At 72.5% G+C, this 17,132-nt stretch carries 18 protein-coding genes and 1 pseudogene; 9 read left to right on the top strand and 10 right to left on the bottom strand.

What is annotated here, in order from left to right:
- Positions 1-407: DNA-binding protein (locus C1I93_RS18375; protein ID WP_111244524.1), on the bottom strand; the 407-nt coding region annotated here is incomplete at its 3' end.
- A 113-nt stretch (positions 408-520) separates the two neighbouring features.
- Between C1I93_RS18375 and C1I93_RS18370 the strand changes: the two are divergent.
- From C1I93_RS18370 to C1I93_RS18355, 4 genes and pseudogenes are all read left to right on the top strand, one after another.
- Positions 521-673: pseudogene (locus C1I93_RS18370) on the top strand (Cif family virulence factor); the annotation flags it as partial.
- 67 nt (positions 674-740) lie between these two features.
- Complete coding sequence (locus C1I93_RS18365) at positions 741-1,409, top strand: DNA-3-methyladenine glycosylase (protein WP_111244523.1); 669 nt, start codon at positions 741-743, stop codon at positions 1,407-1,409.
- Positions 1,410-1,477: 68 nt separating this feature from the next.
- Positions 1,478-2,611: an LLM class flavin-dependent oxidoreductase gene (locus C1I93_RS18360; RefSeq protein WP_111244522.1), complete on the top strand. Its 1,134-nt coding sequence runs from the start codon at positions 1,478-1,480 to the stop codon at positions 2,609-2,611.
- Positions 2,608-3,240 carry an FMN reductase gene (locus tag C1I93_RS18355; RefSeq protein ID WP_111244521.1) on the top strand — a complete coding sequence of 211 codons (633 nt, stop codon included), beginning with the start codon at positions 2,608-2,610 and terminating at the stop codon, positions 3,238-3,240. Before C1I93_RS18360 ends, C1I93_RS18355 begins: the two co-directional genes overlap by 4 nt.
- A gap of 123 nt (positions 3,241-3,363) precedes the next feature.
- Here C1I93_RS18355 and C1I93_RS18345 read toward each other — a convergent pair whose 3' ends face one another.
- The 4 genes from C1I93_RS18345 to C1I93_RS18330 all read right to left on the bottom strand — a co-directional run bounded on the left by C1I93_RS18345 (position 3,364) and on the right by C1I93_RS18330 (position 8,430).
- Complete coding sequence (locus tag C1I93_RS18345; RefSeq protein WP_111244520.1) at positions 3,364-4,209, bottom strand: universal stress protein; 846 nt, start codon at positions 4,207-4,209, stop codon at positions 3,364-3,366.
- A 70-nt stretch (positions 4,210-4,279) separates the two neighbouring features.
- Entirely contained in the window at positions 4,280-5,176 is an 897-nt protein-coding gene (locus C1I93_RS18340) for a universal stress protein (RefSeq protein WP_111244526.1), read from the bottom strand.
- Positions 5,176-7,821: a cation-translocating P-type ATPase gene (locus C1I93_RS18335; protein ID WP_181445224.1), complete on the bottom strand. Its 2,646-nt coding sequence runs from the start codon at positions 7,819-7,821 to the stop codon at positions 5,176-5,178. The genes C1I93_RS18340 and C1I93_RS18335 overlap by 1 nt, the downstream gene beginning before the upstream one ends.
- A 180-nt stretch (positions 7,822-8,001) precedes the next feature.
- Complete coding sequence (locus C1I93_RS18330; RefSeq protein WP_111244518.1) at positions 8,002-8,430, bottom strand: hypothetical protein; 429 nt, start codon at positions 8,428-8,430, stop codon at positions 8,002-8,004.
- A gap of 155 nt (positions 8,431-8,585) precedes the next feature.
- Here C1I93_RS18330 and C1I93_RS18325 point away from each other — a divergent pair, with 155 nt between their 5' ends.
- From C1I93_RS18325 to C1I93_RS18315, 3 genes are all read left to right on the top strand, one after another.
- Complete coding sequence (locus tag C1I93_RS18325; RefSeq protein ID WP_111244517.1) at positions 8,586-9,065, top strand: GNAT family N-acetyltransferase; 480 nt, start codon at positions 8,586-8,588, stop codon at positions 9,063-9,065.
- A 69-nt stretch (positions 9,066-9,134) separates the two neighbouring features.
- Positions 9,135-9,797 (top strand): hypothetical protein, encoded by a 663-nt coding sequence (locus tag C1I93_RS18320; RefSeq protein WP_111244516.1) that lies wholly within the window; start codon positions 9,135-9,137, stop codon positions 9,795-9,797.
- A 78-nt stretch (positions 9,798-9,875) separates the two neighbouring features.
- Complete coding sequence (locus C1I93_RS18315) at positions 9,876-11,387, top strand: hemolysin family protein (RefSeq protein ID WP_111244515.1); 1,512 nt, start codon at positions 9,876-9,878, stop codon at positions 11,385-11,387.
- A 9-nt stretch (positions 11,388-11,396) separates the two neighbouring features.
- Here C1I93_RS18315 and C1I93_RS18310 read toward each other — a convergent pair whose 3' ends face one another.
- The 5 genes from C1I93_RS18310 to C1I93_RS18290 form a co-directional block, all read right to left on the bottom strand.
- Positions 11,397-11,708, bottom strand: coding sequence for a PRC-barrel domain containing protein (locus tag C1I93_RS18310; protein ID WP_111244514.1), 312 nt, complete (start codon positions 11,706-11,708; stop codon positions 11,397-11,399).
- The gene (locus C1I93_RS18305) at positions 11,695-12,075 is read right to left on the bottom strand and encodes a hypothetical protein (protein ID WP_111244513.1); all 381 of its coding nucleotides are present in this window, start codon (positions 12,073-12,075) and stop codon (positions 11,695-11,697) included. Before C1I93_RS18305 ends, C1I93_RS18310 begins: the two co-directional genes overlap by 14 nt.
- A complete protein-coding gene (locus C1I93_RS18300; RefSeq protein ID WP_111244512.1) occupies positions 12,072-13,298 on the bottom strand; it encodes an NRAMP family divalent metal transporter in 1,227 nt (408 codons plus the stop codon). Before C1I93_RS18300 ends, C1I93_RS18305 begins: the two co-directional genes overlap by 4 nt.
- Positions 13,299-13,387: 89 nt before the next feature.
- The gene (locus tag C1I93_RS18295; RefSeq protein WP_111244511.1) at positions 13,388-14,407 is read right to left on the bottom strand and encodes a glycosyltransferase family 2 protein; all 1,020 of its coding nucleotides are present in this window, start codon (positions 14,405-14,407) and stop codon (positions 13,388-13,390) included.
- Positions 14,404-15,267: a WecB/TagA/CpsF family glycosyltransferase gene (locus C1I93_RS18290; RefSeq protein WP_498070718.1), complete on the bottom strand. Its 864-nt coding sequence runs from the start codon at positions 15,265-15,267 to the stop codon at positions 14,404-14,406. The genes C1I93_RS18295 and C1I93_RS18290 overlap by 4 nt, the downstream gene beginning before the upstream one ends.
- A gap of 157 nt (positions 15,268-15,424) precedes the next feature.
- On the opposite strand from C1I93_RS18290, the gene C1I93_RS18285 reads away from it, so the two are divergent.
- Together C1I93_RS18285 and C1I93_RS18280 are read left to right on the top strand one after the other, a co-directional pair.
- On the top strand, positions 15,425-16,270 hold the full coding sequence (locus C1I93_RS18285; protein WP_111244510.1) for a glycosyltransferase family 2 protein: 846 nt from the start codon (positions 15,425-15,427) through the stop codon (positions 16,268-16,270).
- Between the two features lie 246 nt (positions 16,271-16,516).
- Positions 16,517-17,132 (top strand): DUF4082 domain-containing protein (locus tag C1I93_RS18280; RefSeq protein WP_146603525.1); only part of this gene is annotated, 616 nt, incomplete at its 3' end.

The raw sequence follows: 17,132 nt of genomic DNA, 5'->3' as shown, positions 1-17,132 counted from the left end.
GTGGGGGAGGTGCGGGTGGAGAGGCGGTCGTGGCGTTGCTTGGCGGCCTGGGGGCTGCCGAGGCCGAGGCCGTGGCCGATGGCCTGCCAGGTCAGGCCACGGCTGCGGGCCAGGGTGAACAGGCCCGCCTCCATGGTGTCGATCTCCGCCCGCAGGTGCGGGAAGAGGGCGAGGGCGGCGAGCAGGTCGTCCTGGTCGACCGGCTCCTCGCCGGGCGTCGGCTCGGCTGCCCCGGCGGCCAGCGCCAGCAGCACGGCGATCGCCTCGTACGGGTCGGCGGCGTACGGGTTGGCATGCCGGCGGCGCTGCTCCTCGCTGGCGGCATGTCGCTCGGTGAGCCGCTGGAGCGCCGCGTAGCTGCGGTGCGTTCGGCTGTCTTCAGGGCGTGCGACTGATTCATCGCTCATGTCACCCAGTCCAACACTTCAACAAATTGTTGTCAACGGCTCGTTGATGCCTGGGTTGCGCCTGGGCTGCTCGTCTGGCCGGCGAGCAGGACCTGTCCGGCTCGGTACGGTGCGACCTGGTGCTGCTCATCGTGGACTGGGCGATCACCGGCACGACGGCAGACGGTGCACCCGTTGACCTGCGTGGCACGGCTACCGACGTGGCCCGGAAGGGGGCGGACGGCTTCTGGCGCTACGCCATCGACAACCCCTGGGGTACGACCTGACGCTCACCTCCCCGCCGGTGCCTTGACGCGGCTTGCGGGTCGACGCGCCGCCCGGTTACCTGGTCCGGTGGACCATCCCTGGTTGAGCGCACCCGCCGCCGACATCGCCGAGACCGCCCGGACGCTGCTCGGCTGGGAGGTGACCGCCAACGGGGTCCGGATCCGGTTGACCGAGGTCGAGGCGTACGCCGGGACCGGCGAGGATCCGGCCTCACACGCCCATCGCGGGCCGACGCCGCGTACGACTGTCATGTTCGGGCCGGCAGGGTACGCGTACACGTATTTCGTCTTCGGTGTGCACTGGTGTCTGAATGTCGTCTGCGGCCGTGCGGGAGAGGCGGCGGCGGTCCTGCTGCGCGCTGGTGAGGTCGTCGATGGGCTGGACATCGCCCGCAAGCACCGCGGGGAGGTGCCTCACCGCGACCTTGCTCGGGGACCGGCCCGGCTGGCGGTAGCGCTCGGCGTCGGCGCGGACGCGAACGGGACCTCGATGATCGACGGGCGGGGGCCGGTGCTGTTGACGCCACCGACCCGACCGGTCCTGCCGGTCGCCGTCTCGGCCGGGCCGAGGGTGGGGGTGGCGGCGGCCCACGACGTCCCCTGGCGGTTCTGGATCACCGGCGATCCGACCGTCAGCCCGTATCGCCGGCACGTGCCACGACGCCGAACCACGGGCGGGCATGGGGAGAGGCGTGACGGGGGACACGGTGGGCGGACCGGGTCGCGGAATAGTTGACTCGTCAAATATGTTGTCGGGGACGCCGGGCGCCAAACCGCCCCGGTCGGACGACACGAGGAGCTGTCATGCAGTTCGGAGTCTTCACCGTCGGCGACGTCACGGTCGATCCGACGACCGGTCGTGAGCCGACCGAGGCCGAGCGGATCAAGGCGATGGTGACCATCGCGCTGAAGGCCGAGGAGGTCGGGCTCGACGTCTTCGCCACCGGCGAGCACCACAACCCGCCGTTCGTGCCGTCGTCACCCACCACCATGCTGGGTTACATCGCCGCCCGCACCGAGCGGCTGCTGCTCTCCACCGCGACCACGCTGATCACCACCAACGACCCGGTGAAGATCGCCGAGGACTACGCGATGTTGCAGCACCTGGCCGACGGCCGGGTGGACCTGATGATGGGGCGCGGCAACACCGGCCCGGTCTACCCCTGGTTCGGGCAGGACATCCGCAACGGCATCCCGCTCGCGATCGAGAACTACGACCTGCTGCGCCGACTCTGGCGTGAGGACGTGGTCGACTGGAAGGGCCGCTTCCGCACCCCGTTGCAGTCCTTCACCTCGACGCCGCGTCCCCTCGACGGCGTGCCGCCGTTCGTCTGGCACGGCTCGATCCGCAGCCCCGAGATCGCCGAGCAGGCCGCCTACTACGGTGACGGCTTCTTCGCCAACCACATCTTCTGGCCGGCCGAGCACACCCGGCGGATGGTGGAGCTCTACCGGCAGCGCTTCGCGCACTACGGGCACGGCACCGCCGACCAGGCCATCGTCGGCCTCGGCGGGCAGGTGTTCATGCGGCGCAACTCCCAGGACGCGGTACGCGAGTTCCGGCCGTACTTCGACAACGCGCCGGTCTACGGACACGGGCCGTCGCTTGAGGAGTTCACCGCGCAGACGCCGTTGACGGTGGGCAGTCCGCAGCAGGTGATCGACCGCACCCTCGGCTTCCGCGAGTACGTCGGCGACTACCAGCGTCAGCTGTTCCTCCTGGACCACGCCGGGCTGCCGCTGAAGACCGTGCTGGAGCAGCTCGACATCCTCGGTGAGGAGGTCGTACCGGTGCTGCGTAAGGAGTTCGAGTCGCTGCGACCGGCGCACGTACCGGTGGCGCCGACGCACGCGTCGCTGCGGGCCGCGCAGGCGGCGGCCGACGGCGAGACTCCCGCCGGCGACCTGGCCGGGACGGGCGCGGAGGCCGGGCAGTGACCGCACGCACCCTGGCTGTGGTGTCGGCGGGTCTCAGCCAGCCCTCGTCGACCCGACTGCTCGCCGACCAGCTCGCCACGGCAACCCGTGACGAGCTGGTCGGGGGCGGCGACCCGGTCGAGCTGCGCCCGATCGACCTGCGCGAGCACGCCCACGACATCGTCAACCACCTGCTCACCGGCTTCCCCTCGGAACCGTTGCGGCAGGTGCTGGCGCAGGTCACCGGCGCCGACGGGCTGATCGCCGTCACGCCGATCTTCAACGCCTCGTACAGCGGGCTGTTCAAGTCGTTCTTCGACCTGGTCGACGCCGAGACGTTGGGTAACCGGCCGGTGCTGATCGGCGCGACCGGCGGCACCGCCCGGCACTCCCTCGCTTTGGAGCACGCGGTCCGCCCGATGTTCACCTACCTACGGGCGACGGTGCTGCCGACAGCGGTGTTCGCCGCACCGGAGGACTGGTCCGGCGGCACGGCCGAGGGCGCGCTACGGGCCCGGATCGGCCGGGCCGGCCGGGAACTGGCCGACGAGATCCTTCGCCGGCCGGCAGCCAGCGGACCGGCCGACCCGTTCGCCCTCACCACGAACTTCGAGCAACTGCTGCGCGGCGGAGACCCCGGCCCGTCCTGACCGGCCCGCCGCTGCGCCAGACCCGCCAGCCGCGGCCGCCGTGCCAGGCCCACGAGCCGCAGCCGGCGCTCCAGCTCCGCGAGCCGCGGCCGCCGCCCGAGGCGAGGGCGGCGGCCGCGGCGCTCAGGCCGCGTGCCCGTGCGGGTGGGCCACCAGCACCGGACAGCGGGCGTGGTGCACCAGCGCCTGACCGACCGAGCCCAGCAACAGGCCGGTGAAGCCACCTCGGCCGCGCGAACCGGCCACCACCAGCGCGGCCTCCCCGGACGCCTCGATCAGCGCCTGGTCGGGCTTGGCCGCGGTGAGCAGCCGTTCGGTCACCACCAGGTCCGGATGGCTGCCGCGGACCGCGGCCGCCGCCGTGGCCAGCAGCGCCGCGGCCGCGCCGTCCTCGGCGGCATCCCGCTCGTCGGCGACGTGCACCAGCACCAGCTCGGTACCGCGCCGAGCCGCCTCCTCCGCGCCGTACCCGACGGCCAACTCGGCCGGCTCCGAGCCGTCCACCCCGACCAGCACCGGGCCCTCGGTCGGGACCGGGCGATCGGGTGGCCGGACCACCAGCACCGGGCAGTGGGCGTGCGCGGCCACCTGGGTGCCGACCGAGCCGAGCAGCAGCCCGGCGAAGCCGCCCAGGCCCCGGCTGCCCACCACGACCAGCTCCGCCCGCCGGGACTCCTCGACAAGCGTCGCGCCCGGACCACCGGCCACCTGCCGGACCTCGATGCTCAGCCCCGGCCACCGCTCGGCCAGTTCGGCGGCGCTCTGTTCGAGCATCTTGCGGCCGTCCTCCGAGGGCGCCGGCACCCCCACGTCGTACGGGTTGATCGGCACCCCGTAGCCGAGCGGATGCAGATAGCCGTGCACCAGGTGCAGCGGGCGGGACCGCCACACCGCCGCCTGCGCGGCCTGCTCGGCGGCGGCCAGGCTCGGTGGCGATCCGTCCACTCCCACCACGACAGGTCGGTTCATGTGTCTCTCCATGAGTCGGTCAGGTTCATTGTCGACGGGTCCGGCCGGCGGGCCGCGCCGACACCACCGGTCAGGTCCCCTCGACCGTACGCAGCTTGCGGACGATCGCCAGCGGGGAGTGGGCGTGGTGCAGCACCGTGTGGCTGACCGAGCCGAGCAGCAGCCCCTTCAACGCGCCGCGTCCCCGCGCGCCGACCACCGTCAACTGGGCGTCACGGGACTCCTCCACCAGCGCCGACGCCGGGGAACCGCGCACCAACCGGCGCCGCACCGTCACCTCCGGATAGCGCTCGGACCAGCCGGCCACCGCCTCGGCGAGCGTACGTTCCTCTGCCTCCCGGAAGGCGTCCAGGTCGTAGACCAGGGGCAGGATGTCGCCGGGGCCGGCCGGGGTCGGATAGAGCCAGGCGTGCACCGCGACCAGGTCGCTGCCGCGCCAGGCCGCCTCCTCGAAGGCGAACCGGACGGCCTGCTGGGACAGCTCGGAGCCGTCGACGCCGACCACCACCGGACCGTCCGCCCGAGACTCGCCGCGGATCACCAGCACCGGGCAGTCCGCGTGGGCGCTCACCTGCACGGCCACCGAGCCGAGCAGCAGCCCGGCGAAGCCACCGAGGCCACGGTTGCCGAGCACGATCAGCGCGGCGTCCCGGGCCTCGGCGAGCAGCACCGGAGTGGCCGCACCGTCGATCACCGCGCCGGTGACCGGCACCTCGGGAGCCACCTTGCCGGCCTCGGCGACGGCCTCGGCCAGGCACCGCTCGGCCTGGTTGCGCAGCCCGCCGTCGCCGGGCGCACCCGGAGCGGGGCCGAGCGGCACGTTCATCAGCGGCCAGATGAACGCGTGCACGATCCGCAGCGGGCGGTGTCGGAACGCCGCCTCCCGGGCGGCTGCGCGCACCGCGTGCAGGGCGATCTCGGAACCGTCCACACCCACCACGACCGGGGCACCAGCGTTGCCGACCATCACATCTCCTCCTTGGTGTCGTTGTCAGCCTGACTCACCCGACGCTGCCGCGGACGCGCATCGCCCGTTCCGGCCCCGAAGCGCCGGGCCGACCACAGCACCAGGCCGGGCAGGACACTCACCGCGGCGCAGGCGAGCAGTTCCCCGACGCCGAGCGCCTCGGTGCCGAGCAGGTCCCGCAGCGGTGCCAGCACCACCCCGGCCACCTGGAGCAGCGCGGAGGCGGCCACCGCGAGCGGCAGCGCCGGGTTGCGCCACCGGTGGCCCGACTGTCGTGGCGCACGGACGGCCAGCGCCACCCCGAGCTGCGCCAGACCGAGCACGACGAAGATCACCGATTGCCAGGGGCGGTCCCACCGGGCGGCGAGCAGCCCCGCGCCGAGCGTGACCGCCGAGATCAGCGCGCCGCCGATCAGGATCTGCCGACCCAGCCCCGCGCCGAGCACCGACTCCTGCGGCGACCGCGGCGTGCGGCGCAGCGTGCCGGGCTCGGCCGGCTCGGCGCCCAGGGCGACCCCGGGCACCCCGTGGGTGAGCAGATTGATCCAGAGGATCTGCGCCGGCAGCAGCGGCACCGGCAGTCCGAATACCGGTCCGAGCAGCATCACCACGATCTCGGCCACCCCGCCGGAGAGGGCGTAGCGCAGGAAGCGGCGGATGTTGTCGTAGATCCGGCGCCCTTCGCCGATCGCGGTCGCCACGGTGGACAGGTCGTCGTCGACAAGCACCAGGTCGGCCGCTTGTCGCGCCACCTCGGTGCCGCCGCCCATCGCCACCCCGATGTCGGCGCGGCGCAGCGCCGGGGCGTCGTTGACGCCGTCACCGGTCATCGCCACCACGTGTCCACGGGACTGCAACCCGGCGATGATGTCGAGTTTCTGCTCCGGCTGGGTCCGCGCGAACACCCGCGCCACCGCGGGTGCCTGGGCGGGATCGCCGTCGTCACCGCGTACCACCGGGTCGCCCTCGGTCCACAGGCCCAACTCACCGGCGATGGCCGCCGCGGTCGCCGGATGGTCGCCGGTGACCAGCATCAGCCGGACACCGGCGTCGGCGAGGCCGTCGGCGATCTCCGGCGCCCCGGCCCGCAGCGGGTCGCCCACGCCGACCAGGCCCACCGGGCGCAGCCCCTCGGGGTGGGCGAGGTCGGCCGGTGGCTGCTCCACCAGGGCCGCCGCCAGTGCCAGCACCCGCAGCCCGGCGCCGGCCATCCGGTGCGCGGCGGCGACCAGTTCCTCCCGCTCGGCGACGTCGGCGTCGAGCAGCGGCGCGGCGAGTACGCTCTCCGGCGCTCCCTTGCACACCACCAGGTAACGGCCGTCGCAGGTGCGGTGCACCGTGGTCATCCGGCGCAGCTGCTGGTCGAAGGGATGCTCGGCGATCCGAGGCCAGGCGTCCCGGGTGGTCTGCGGGTCCAGGCCGCAGCGGGCCCCGAAAGCCACAAGTGCCGCCTCCAGCGGATCACCCACCGCACCCCACCAGGACCGTTGCTCGTCGGGGGGTGCGAGGGCCGCGTCGTTGCAGAGCAGGCCGGCGCGGGCCAGCCGGCGCAGCTCGTCCGATACTGCCACCGGTGTCCCCTCACGGTGCACGGTGCCGTGCGGGGCGTAACCGACGCCGGTGACCGTGAACCGGGTGCCGTCCCGGGTGACCGCCTGCTGCACGGCCATCCGTCCCTCGGTGAGGGTGCCGGTCTTGTCCGAGGCGATCACGGTGACCGAACCGAGCGTCTCCACGGCGTGCAGCCGGCGGGGGATCGCCCGGGCCGCGGCCATCCGGCGGGCGCCGAGCGCCAGGGCCAGCGTCACCACCGCGGGCAGCGACTCCGGCACCGCGGCCACCACCAGGCTCACCGCGGTGACCGCCATCTCCCCAAGCGGTCTGCCGTTGAGCAGGCCGACGAGGAAGACCAGCCCGGACAGCGCCACGGCGGCGAGGGCGAGGACGCGACCGAGGGCGGCGAGACGGCGTTGCAGCGGAGTGGCCGCCGGCCGGGTGGTGGCCGCCAGGGTGGCGATCCGGCCCAGCGCGCTCGCCGCTCCGGTGCGGACCACCGTGCCGGCGGCCCGGCCGGTGGTCACCACGGTGCCGGCGCTGGCCTGCTCGCCCGCCGTGCGACTCACCGGCACCGACTCGCCGGTCAACGCCGACTCGTCCAGGTGCAACCGGCTCGCGTCGTGCAGCAGCAGGTCGGCCGGGACCACGTCGCCGGCCTCGACCCGGACCAGGTCGCCCCGGACCAGTTCGGCGGCGGGCAGCACCACGTCCCGGCCGTCGCGGACCACCCGGGCGGTCGGCGCGGCGAGCTGGTCGAGCGCGGCGATGGCCTGGTCGGCGCGTACTTCCTGGACCACCCCGATCACGGTGTTGACCGCGACCACCAGCAGGATCACCGCCGTGTCGGGGTAGTCCCGCAGCGCCGTGGTGACCACGGCCGCGGCGAGCAGGAGCGCGACCAGCGGGTCGGTGAGCTGACGCAGGATCCGGGTGGCCAGGTGTCGTCGGGGCGGCGTGGTGGCGGCGTTGGGCCCGTCGACCCGTAGCCGGTGCGCCGCCTCGGCCGAGCTGAGACCGGCCTCCGAACCGGCCGCCACGATGGTGTGCGGGCGTACGTCTCCGCCCGCAAGCTCGACCTGTCCGGTCACCGTCCGCTCCGCCCTGTACCCCAGGCGCACCCCTGCGGCACGCCTTCGACACCAGCGTCGCCGAGGTTGGCGCTGCCCGGCAGGGGCGATGCGCCTTGCCGGCCCGGGACCAACGGCCCTCCCGACGACCTTGGGCGGTGCGGTGCCGACGGTGCCGTCGGCACCGCAACCGGGTCGTACTCAGCGTTCGCCGACCAGCCGGCGGGCCCGCAGCAGCCGCGCCCACCAGGGACGCGGAGCCCGAGCAGGCGGTGTACGTACCCCGCGGAAGCTGACCCAGCCGCCCGGTCCCATGGTCAACCTGCCGACCGCGGCTGGCCGACGCCGAGCCAGCACCGCGACACCAGCGGTCGCCAGGCCGACCGCCAACACCCCTGCGGTGGCGGCCAGCAGCCGGTCCGGGTCGGGCAGGGGCTGGTAGCGGACGCGCCCGCCGGTGGCGACGAACATCCCGACCGGGCGTCCGTCGCGGGTCACCGGCACCAGCGCGGCCGGCGGCGTGCCGGGCAGTGGCAGGATCGGTCCGACCGGCGGAGCGGGTGCCGCCTCCGGGGCCGACCGGGGCGCAGCGATCGGCACCGGTCCGGTGGCGTTGAAAATCGCGGTCATCTCGGGTACCTCCCAACAGGGCGTCGGATCAGGCGTAGGTTTCGCCGTCGATGCCTCTCACCTGATTGGTAGCAGCGCCGACGCGGACCAGGGCAGGGCCGAAAGCCGACCAGGGCAGGGCCGCAGGTCCCGCCCGGAGCGCGTATGGTCGGCCGGTGACCGACGACCTGCGGCTGCGCCCGGTGGGCGAGGACGACCTGGTGGAGTTCTTCGCCCAGCAACTCGATCCGGAGGCCAACCGGATGGCGGCCTTCGGCGCGCCGGACCCGACCGACCGGCGGGCGTTCGCCGCGCACTGGGTCCGGATCCTGACCGGTCCGCAGAACCTGGCCCGCACGGTGACGGTCGACGACGAGGTGGTCGGATACGTGCTGGCCTTTCCGGTGGACGACCGCACCGAGGTCAGCTACTGGATCGACCCGGAGCGCTGGGGTCGCGGGTACGCCACCAGGGCGCTTGCCGCCCTGCTGCGCGAGGTCACCCGCCGGCCACTGCACGCGCGGGCGGCGGCCGACAACGCCGCGTCCCTGGCCGTGCTGCGCAAGTGCGGGTTCGTGGTGCGCGGCACCGAGCGGGCGTACGCCCCGGGGCGTGGCCACGAGATCGACGAGCACGTCCTCGAACTGGCCGGGTGACCGGGTCGCCCGATCCGGCCGGTGGGCAGGCGAGTGGCCGCTGACCAGGGCAGCGACTAGTCTCGCCTGGTGAATTGGCTGGAACTGGTCGGCTGGGCCGGCTCGGCGCTGCTGGTCTGGTCGCTGGTGCAGACACGCATCCTGCGGTTGCGTGCCGTCAACCTGGTCGGCTGTCTCGTGCTGATCGGCTACAACGCCGCGATCGAGGTCTGGCCGATGGTGGGGCTCAACGTCGTACTCGCCGTGATCAACGTGTGGTATCTGCGGCGGTTGCTCGCCACCCGCCACGACGAGCAGACCTACCAGGTGGTCGAGGTGCGGCCCGACGACGCTTTCCTGGCCCACATGCTGCGGGTGCACGCCGCCGACATCGCCCGGTTCAACCCCGGTTTTCGTAACGGGCCGGCGGTCGGCCGGTCGGCGTTCCTGGTGGTACGCGCCGACGAGGTGGTGGGCGTGGTGCTGGCCCGGGACGTCGGCGACGGGGTCGCCCAGATCGACCTCGACTACGTCACCCCGTCGTTCCGGGACTTCACTCCGGGCGAGTTCGTCTACCGGCGCAGCAGCCTCTTCACCGACCGTGGCTTCCGTCAGGTGATCAGCCCACCGGGCATGATCGCCCCGTACTACCACCGCCTCGGCTTCCGCCGCGACGGCGACGCGTACCTCCTCGACCTTCCCACCACCCCCACCCCTGGGCGATCGGGGAAGGAGGGTTCGCGGCGGGGGTGAGTGGGCATAGGCACCGCTACGCCGGCGGGAGGTCGTCGGCGGCGCCTCGGGGCGCGGTTCAACGAGGGAGAGCCGGGCGTGCAGAGCTACTGGAGCCAGCTGGCCCTGGTCGGAGTCCTGGTCGTGATCAACGCGGTGTTCGCGGGCAGCGAGCTGGCGTTGGTGTCGCTGCGGGACAGCCAGGTGCAGCGGTTGGAACGCACCGGTCGGGCCGGTCGGGTGCTGGCCCGGCTCGCCCGGGATCCGAACCGCTTCCTGGCCACCATTCAGATCGGCATCACCCTGGCCGGCTTCCTCGCCTCGGCGGCTGCCGCGGTCTCCCTGGCCCGGCCGCTGGTGCCGCTGCTGGAGGGCGTCGTCGGCCGGGCTGCCGAGCCGATGGCCATCGTGCTGGTCACGCTGGCGTTGACCTTCGTCACCCTGGTCTTCGGTGAGCTGGCCCCGAAGCGGATCGCGATGCAGATCCCGGAGCGGTGGGCGCTGCTCGTCGCCCGCCCGCTGGACCTGCTCGCCGCGTTCACCCGACCGGCGGTCTGGGCGCTGAGCGCCACCAGCGACCTGGTGGTGCGGATGGTGGGGCTGAACCCGAAGCCGGAACGCGACGAGATCAGCCCCGACGAGCTGCGCGACATCGTCGCCGGCAACCACGGCTTCACCAAGGAGCAACAGACCATCATCGCCGGCGCGGTGGAGATCGCCGACCGGAAGCTGCGGGCGGTGCTGGTGCCGCGGCTTCAGGTCTTCTGCCTCGACAGCGGCACCACCGCCGAGGCGGCCCGGCTGGTGCTGGCCGCCTCGGGGCACTCCCGCGCGCCGGTGGTCCGACACGGCGGCCTGGACGAGGCGGTAGGCGTCATCCACCTGCGGGACCTGGTCGGCGTACGCGACGACCAGCCGGTCGACGAGTATGCCCGGCCGCCGATGCTGCTGCCCGACTCGGTGCCGGTGGTGGACGCGTTGCGCCAGTTCAAGGCCGAACGCCAGCACATGGCCCTGGTGGTGGACGAGCGCGGGGCGGTCGACGGCATCGTGACCCTGGAGGACATCCTGGAGGAGATCGTCGGCGAGATCTACGACGAGACCGACCGGGACGTGCGGGAGGTCCGTACCGAGCCGGACGGTTCGCTGCTGCTGCCCGGCACCTTCCCGATGCACGACCTGCCCGACATCGGCGTCGAACTGCCGGGGCGTCCAGAGGGCGACTACACCACCGTCGCCGGGCTGGTGCTCGCGGTTCTCGGCCGGATCCCCACGATCGGCGAGCACACCACCGTCGACGGCTGGCGGTTCGAGGTCACCCAGGTGGACGACCGGGCCATCGCCGAGATCCGGCTGTGCCGGACCGCCGAGGCCGCCGCGTCGGCGGAGGAGGACGAGGACCGGGAGAAGGCGGCGGATCAGGACCCGGCGGTGGACCGGGACACGGTGGCAGGTCGGGACGCGGTGCAGCGGGAGACGGCGGGCGGCCAGGATCCGGCCGGGCAGCGACGCGACGGGGTGGGGGAGCGGCGGGAGCCGGCGGGTCCGCTCGACGGCACCGGGCCGCAGCGCCCGGCGACAGGTGACGCCGTGCTGGACCGCGGTCGCTGAACCTCGACTTCAGCCCGGCGGCGGGTCCGGCGGCGGCGCGTCGGGCAGGGGCGGATCGAGCCGGACCCGGTGCAGCGGCACCTGCACGGTGCTGCGGCCGAGCAGCCGCGCCGCGGCGCGGATCGCCCACGGCCCGGAGGGGTGGCGTTCCGAACCGATCAGCCGGCCGCTCAACCGGCCGTACCAGTGCCGGGTGACGACCAGGTCGGTCAGGCGCAGCGGCCCGCCAGGCGTACCGCGGACGACCAGGTCCACCACCCGGCCGAGGCGGTGGCCCCGCTCGTCGTACGCGGTGCGGCCCAGCAGCTCACCCGCTCGCACGGCCGGCTCCCGGGATCCGGTCGATCAGGTGGCGGCGCAGCCACTGCTCCACCGCAGAGGTGGGCAGTTCCTCGGCCCGGACCCGCAGCCACACCGCGCTGTCGACCCGGGTGACCAACGGGTACGGCATGCGCAGCGGGGTCAGCGACCGGTCGGTGACGAACCGTTCGGCGGCCAGCGCCAGCATCCGGCCGAGCCGGCCGCCGACCCGCGTCCCGAGCACGCCCGGCCCGGTGAGCAGCGCGCTCAGGTAGGGCGTGCCCTCGGGGTCCAGCGCGAACTCGACGTCGTCGACCTTGCCGATCAGCCGGCCGCGCACGTCGAGGAGTTGGCGGTCGAGCAGCTCCCGGCTCACCTCGATTCTCACTGCCCCATCCTCGTGCCCACGGCCAGCGGGATGGCGACAACCGACGCGGTCATGATGATCAGCAGCAGCGCCACGGCCAGCGTGTTGAGCCACCGCCCGTTGACCCGGTCGCCGAGGTACGTGCGGTCGTTGGCGACCACGAGGATCGGCAGGTACGTCAGCGGCAACGCCACCGCGCTGATGATCAGCATGTACTCGGTCAGCGCCACCGGATCGATCGTGGTGAGCAGCAGGAGCACCCCGAGCAGCATGCTCACCAGCAGTACGGTGTGGAACCGGGCCGCCTCGCGGGGGCTGACCCGCTTGCCCCACTGCCAGCCGAAGTACTGCGCGGCGGCGTACGCGGCGGACAGGCCGGTCTCCAGCGCGGCGCCGAAGGTGACCGCGAAGAAGGCGAGCGCCGCGATCGCCAGGCCGAGCCCGCCGAAGGCCAGCACGATCGGGTGGGCGACCTCTTCGAGGCCGGAGACGGTCAGACCGGCGGGCCCCAGCACCACCGTCGCGGTGGCGATCAGGGACAGGGCGAGGAACCCGCCGATCGGGAAGCCGACGAGCACGCTGAACCGGGCGTCGGCCAGGTCGGCCGCGCTCCAGCGTTCCTCCACGCCGCCGGAGGAGAAGAAGAAGACCTCGTACGGACTGACGGTGGAGGCGAAGAGGGCCACCGCGACGAACCAGTAGGCACCCCAGCCGTGCCCGGCCTCCTCGATGGTCACCGCGCCGCGACCGAGTGCCGCCCAGTCGGTCGGAAGCCAGAACAACGCCACGGCGAAGACCACGAGCGCCAGGCCGGCCAGCCCGAAGACCCGTTCCATCACCGGGAACCGGATCCGCCACAGCACCAACCAGACCGCCACCCCGGCCACCGGCACCCAGATCAGGTACGGCACGCCGGTGGCCAACCGCAGCGCCAGTGCCACCCCGCCCAGTTCGGCGCCGAGGGTGACCACGGTGACCACGTAGGACGCCAGCAGGTTGAGCAGCGCCACCCGGGCGCCGAGCCGTTCCCGGATCAGGTCGAACACCGCCCGACCGGTCACCGCCGCGATCCGGCCGGCCATCTCGGCGTACGCGCAGATCGCCACCACGCCGAGCAGCAGCACCCAGCTGTGCGCCATGCCGAAGCGTGCGCCGGCCTGACTGGCGGCGACCAGGTCGCCGATGTCCACGAAACCGCCGACCGCGGAGAGGATCCCGAGCGTCGCGGCGAGGAGTTTCCTCATGTCGGGGGCGTCACGGGCGCGGTCATCGACCTGACAATATAGCCACGAAAGCCGCAGAACGCCCGGAACGGCTCGGTTGTGAGGGGCTTTCAGGTCGTCGAGGTCACCTCGGCGGGGCTGGCATCGGTCACGCCGTCGCGCGGGGGCCTGTTCGGGTCGTCCGGCGGCCGGGGCTCGTCGACAGGTGGCCAGCCGGCCGTCCAGACAGCACGCTGCCGCCAGACCGTCACCCAGTTCACCCCACGGGAGCGGTGTGCACCGAGGAGCAACCGGCCGGCGGCCCGCAGGCCGATGCCGGCAACGAGCAGGCGGATCCCGAGCCGGGCCCGCAGGGGTGACCAGTGCCGGCGAAGATAGGTCACCCGGCCCCGCAGGATCTTGATCCGCTGGCCGTCGGAGCTGGACGACGCCCCGCCCACGTGGATCACCGCCACGCCGGGACACACCACCGGGCGTGCGCCGAGCGCCGCCGCCCGGGTGCAGAGGTCGATGTCGTCGCTGTAGAGGAAATACACCGGATCGAAGCCGCCGAGCTGCTCGAAGAGGGCCCGCTCGATCAGCAGGAGGCATCCGGAGACCGCCGGCACCTCCCGGACCGTACGTCTGTCGTAACGCGGCAGCCCCTCCGGGTTCGCCCACTGCCGACCGGGGAAGACGGTGGACAGGCCGGTGGCGAAGGTGACGTGACTCCACATGCTGGGCAGCCCCCAACACGAGTACCCGTCGTCCGTGCCGTCCGCGTGCAGGGTCCGTCCGGTGTAGATCCGGTGCTCCGGCCGTTGCCTGGCGAAGGTGAGCAGGTCGCTTACCGGCTGGCCGACAGGCATGGTGTCCGGGTTGACCAACAGGAGATAGTCGCTGTCACCGACGGCCGCACCCCGGTTCACCCCGCGGCCCCAGCCGACGTTCTCGGTCAACCGCACCAGCCGCACCTCGGGGAAGTGCGTGGCGATCGCGTCCGCCGAGCCGTCGGTGGAGGCGTTGTCGACCACGACGATGTCGAACCGGACGTCCGGCGTCCGGCTGTTGTCGAGTTCGCGCAGGCAGCGCAGGGTCAACTCACGGGTGTTGTACGAGACGACCACGACGCAGACGTCGGGGCGGCTCATGACTGCCCGCCCGGCCGGGAGAGCGGCTGCCCGGAGCCGCCGGCAGGGGAGGACGGAGATCGGTGCTCCGGCGCGGCGTCCCGGCGGCGGCGCAGCCGGCCTACCGCGGTGACGGCCAGCAACTCCAGCGCGAACGGCAGGTCGTGCAGCAGGTAACGGCGGGCCAGTCGGGCCGGCTCGTTGGCCAGGCGGTGCAGCCATTCGAGGCCGGTTCGTTGCATCCAGCGGGGTGCCCGCCGGTGGATGCCGGCCACGAATCCGATCGCCCCGCCGCAGCCCAGGAACCAGGTGCCGGGCAGCAGGGCGCGGAGCCGGGCGATCACCCGTTCCTGCTTGGGAAAGCCGAATCCGACGTAGACGAGGTCCGGCGCGGCCGCCGCCACCGTGGCGCAGGCGGCCTCAAGCTGGTCAGGGTGGGCGTCGAACCCGAAGGGTGGGCTGAGGTGCCCGGCGATGCGCAGCCCGGGAAACCGGGACCGCATCGCCTGCTCCGCCCGGCCGGCGGTGCCCGGCGCGCCGCCGAACAGGTAGACCGAACGATTCTGTTCGGCCATCGCCGCCGACAGGCTCCAGATCAGGTCCGAGCCCGGCACCCGGGCCGGCAGTGGGTTCCCGGCCAGTTGGCTGGCCCAGATAAGTGGTTTACCGTCCGCCACCACCACATCTGCCGATTCCACGTGCGCGCGGGCCTCCCGGTCCCGGCGAGCACGGCGAAGAATGTCCACATTCGGCGTGACGATCTGTCCGCCCCGGCCTGCGGCGATCTCGGTGACAACGTGTCGGACCACGTCCTTTTCGTGAAAAGGATCAAAGTCAATACCGTACAGATTGATCCGGTTTCCGGAGACGGCACCGTGCACATCGGATGACACGAAACAGCATCCTAGCCACGTTTGCGTGGGGCCCGGTGGCCATGCTGATGTCGTATTTCGGTCTCCCGTTCTGACATGGCTGTTCGTCCGGTTGTCCGTCCACCTTGCGGACTGGCACTATCGCCGAGTGCGAATAGATGTCATTATGCCGGCCTTCAACGAAGCCGCCGGAATCGCCGACACGTTGGGCCGTCTGTTCAATTCTTCACAGTCGCGACACAATCTCACCGTGATTGTCGTCGCCAATGGCTGCACCGACGCCACCGCCGACATCGCCCGTTCGTTCGGCGTACACGTGCTGGAGGTCCCGACCCCGTCGAAGACCGCCGCGATGAACGCCGCCGAGCAGGTGACCGAGGGGGACGTCCGGATCTACGCGGACGCCGACGCACCGATCACCGTCGAATTGTTACGCGACCTCGCCGCCGCGGTCGCGCGGCCGGGGATCGCCGCCGCGGTGCCCCGACCGGTGATCGACACCTCGGGCAGCGCCTGGCCGGTCCGCGCCTACTACGCGGTCAACGCCCGGCTGCCCGTCTTCCGGGACCGGCTCTTCGGCCGGGGGGTCATCGCGCTCTCCGCCGAGGCACGTGCGCGCTTCGACCACTTCCCCGAACTCCTCGCCGACGACATGTTCCTCGACGCGGTCGTCGGCACGCAGGAGAAGGTGGAGATCGACGCGGTGATCCGGGTCCGCGCGCCGCGGCGCACCGCGGATCTCGTCCGCCGGGTGGCTCGGGCGCGCGAGGGCAACGCGGAGTTCTGGCGCTTCGTCCGGGCCGCCGGGCCGGAGTACGGCGTGACCGCCGACCCGGTGCCCGGCCCGCGTCCCTGGTCCTGGCTGCGGCACGTGGTGGCGCGGTCGCCCTGGTTGGCCCCGACGGCGGCGTGTTATGTGGCGATCATCCTGCTGGCCGAGGCGAAGCGCCGCTCGCCGGGCTGGGACGTGCGTTCCGGTTGGGGGCGCGCGCCGGTGCGACCGCAGGGGTAGACCGGAGCGGCGACGCCACGGCGCGTAATATATCACACTCGATCGGGGCGATGTGGATCAAAGGTGCTTTTGGTTAAGTAGCTCTTAAATCTGGCAGATGATCATCCTCGATGACGGGTCGATCTCGTTGGCAACCAGCAATAACCAGCGAAAACTGCGGTTGCCGCGCGTGAGGTCGGCTCCGATCCGGGCCCGATGCCGGCCGTGCGGGTGGCGGCGCAGAACTGACCCGAAAGGCGTCACTTCATGGAAAGATCGCATCCCCCTGCCCCCGCCCTGCGCGACTCGTACCCGCGGATCCTCACCTCCCCGACGCCCCGGCGGCGTCGGGGCCGCATCGTGTCGGCGATCGCGGTCTCCCTGACCATCGTCATCGTGTCGGCCCTGGGTGCCCAGGGTGCCACCGAATCCCAGAGCTACTCGCTCTTCGCCGGAGTGGACGTCTCCGGCGTACCTACCGATCCCGACAACACACCGGTCGAGGTGGGCCTGCGTTTCACCGCGACAAGCGACGGCACGCTAACCGCCGTGCGTTTCCTCAAGGCGGAGGGTGCCGGCACCAGCCACCGGGTCAGCGTCTGGACCGCTGGTCAACTGCTGGCCACCGCGACCTCGACGAGCGAGAGCGGCTCCGGCTGGCAACAGGTGGCACTGCCGGCACCGGTGGCGATCAGGGCCGGCGAGGTCTACGTCGCCTCGTACCACACCAGCCGGTACCGGGTGTCACAGGGATTCTTCACCAACAAGATCCAGTCGGGGCCGTTGATGACCCCGGTCGACGCCGGTGTGTACGCCTACGGCGAGTCGAGTTTCCCCAGCCAGTCGTACCGGGCCAGCAACTACTGGGTGGACGTGGTCTTCA

This window comes from Micromonospora endophytica (assembly GCF_003236305.1).
GTDB classification, from domain to species: Bacteria; Actinomycetota; Actinomycetes; order Mycobacteriales; family Micromonosporaceae; genus Micromonospora; species Micromonospora endophytica.
This window is presented reverse-complemented; position numbering and strand designations above follow the sequence as displayed.

What these genes read in the sequence shown, in the direction of transcription:
- C1I93_RS18360 (WP_111244522.1), top strand. Translation starts at nt 1,478, where the DNA reads ATGCAGTTCGGAGTCTTCACCGTCGGCGACGTCACGGTCGATCCGACG.
- C1I93_RS18345 (WP_111244520.1), bottom strand. Translation starts at nt 4,209, where the DNA reads ATGAACCGACCTGTCGTGGTGGGAGTGGACGGATCGCCACCGAGCCTG.
- C1I93_RS18340 (WP_111244526.1), bottom strand. Translation starts at nt 5,176, where the DNA reads ATGGTCGGCAACGCTGGTGCCCCGGTCGTGGTGGGTGTGGACGGTTCC.
- C1I93_RS18330 (WP_111244518.1), bottom strand. Translation starts at nt 8,430, where the DNA reads ATGACCGCGATTTTCAACGCCACCGGACCGGTGCCGATCGCTGCGCCC.
- C1I93_RS18300 (WP_111244512.1), bottom strand. Translation starts at nt 13,298, where the DNA reads ATGAGGAAACTCCTCGCCGCGACGCTCGGGATCCTCTCCGCGGTCGGC.
- C1I93_RS18295 (WP_111244511.1), bottom strand. Translation starts at nt 14,407, where the DNA reads ATGAGCCGCCCCGACGTCTGCGTCGTGGTCGTCTCGTACAACACCCGT.
- C1I93_RS18285 (WP_111244510.1), top strand. Translation starts at nt 15,425, where the DNA reads ATGCCGGCCTTCAACGAAGCCGCCGGAATCGCCGACACGTTGGGCCGT.